Below are 326 nucleotides of genomic sequence, written 5' to 3'. Positions count from 1 at the left end.
CGAATGACCCCCGGGTCCTTGGACAACATGCAGGTGGTGGTCGCCGACATCGAGGCGGGCCACGCCGATCTTCGGGGGCGGGGCGTGGAGGTCACCGAGGTCCAGGACATGCCCTGGGGTTCCTTCGTGTACTTCTCGGACCCGGACGGGAACGGCTGGGCCGTCCAGCAGACGAAGCCCCGCACGGCCACGTCCTGACCGCTCCGGCGACTCCCCGGTCGCCGGCGCGTCGGATGAGTTGACCTTCAAGTGGGATGAACGTCGATGATCTCGGTCATGGACGACAGCACCTCCGATCTGATGGGCATCGGCGCGTTCGGCCGCCG

General features: G+C 67.8%; 1 protein-coding gene. It reads left to right on the top strand.

Features of this window, described 5'->3' with window-relative positions:
* Positions 1 to 198: VOC family protein (locus ADK55_RS22590; RefSeq protein WP_199826600.1), on the top strand; the 198-nt coding region annotated here is incomplete at its 5' end.
* Positions 199 to 326: the final 128 nt, after the last annotated feature.

Source organism: Streptomyces sp. WM4235 (assembly GCF_001279725.1).
Classification (GTDB): domain Bacteria; phylum Actinomycetota; class Actinomycetes; order Streptomycetales; family Streptomycetaceae; genus Streptomyces.
This window is presented reverse-complemented; position numbering and strand designations above follow the sequence as displayed.